At 46.8% G+C, this 1,177-nt stretch carries 1 protein-coding gene; it reads left to right on the top strand.

Annotation, left to right across the window (positions count from 1 at the left end; translation table 11 throughout):
- The coding region (gene tuf / locus F0229_RS21595) for an elongation factor Tu (protein ID WP_016783752.1) at positions 1–1,177 on the top strand (1,177 nt) is incomplete at both ends.

Raw genomic sequence — 1,177 nt, 5'->3', positions numbered from 1 at the left:
TGTCTAAAGAAAAATTTGAACGTACGAAACCGCACGTAAACGTTGGTACTATCGGCCACGTTGACCACGGTAAAACAACTCTAACTGCTGCTATCTGTACTACTCTTGCAAAAGTGTACGGTGGTGTTGCTAAAGATTTCGCATCTATCGATAACGCTCCAGAAGAGCGTGAGCGCGGTATCACAATCGCAACTTCTCACGTTGAGTACGACACTCCAGCACGTCACTACGCACACGTAGACTGTCCAGGACACGCGGATTATGTTAAAAACATGATCACTGGTGCTGCACAAATGGACGGCGGTATCCTAGTTGTTGCTGCGACTGACGGCCCTATGCCTCAAACTCGTGAGCACATCCTACTTGGTCGTCAAGTTGGTATCCCTTACATCATCGTATTCATGAACAAATGTGACATGGTAGATGACGAAGAGCTACTTGAGCTAGTTGAGATGGAAGTTCGTGAACTTCTTTCTGAATACGACTTCCCAGGTGATGACCTACCAGTTATCCAAGGTTCTGCACTTGGCGCACTAAACGGCGAGAAGCAGTGGGAAGACAAGATCGTTGAGCTTGCAGAAGCACTAGATTCTTACATTCCTGAGCCAGAGCGTGCAGTTGACCAACCGTTCCTACTACCAATTGAAGATGTATTCTCAATTCAAGGTCGTGGTACTGTTGTAACTGGTCGTATCGAGCGCGGTATCCTACGTGTAGGTGACGAAGTAGAAATCGTTGGTATCAAAGAGACTACTCTTACTACTTGTACTGGTGTTGAAATGTTCCGTAAACTGCTTGACGAAGGTCGTGCAGGTGAGAACGTTGGTGCACTTCTACGTGGTACTAAGCGTGATGACGTTGAACGTGGTCAAGTACTTTCTGCGAAAGGTTCTATCAACCCACACACTAAGTTTGAGTCTGAAGTATACGTACTTTCTAAAGACGAAGGCGGCCGTCACACTCCTTTCTTCAAAGGTTACCGTCCACAGTTCTACTTCCGTACAACTGACGTAACAGGCGACATCACTCTACCAGAAGGCGTAGAAATGGTAATGCCAGGTGACAACGTTCAAATGACTGTTGAGCTAATCGCTCCAATCGCAATGGACGAAGGTCTACGTTTCGCAATCCGCGAAGGTGGCCGTACAGTTGGTGCTGGTGTTGTAGCTAAAATCTT

The organism is Vibrio sp. AIC-3 (assembly GCF_013114515.1).
Classification (GTDB): domain Bacteria; phylum Pseudomonadota; class Gammaproteobacteria; order Enterobacterales; family Vibrionaceae; genus Vibrio; species Vibrio crassostreae_C.
This window is presented reverse-complemented; position numbering and strand designations above follow the sequence as displayed.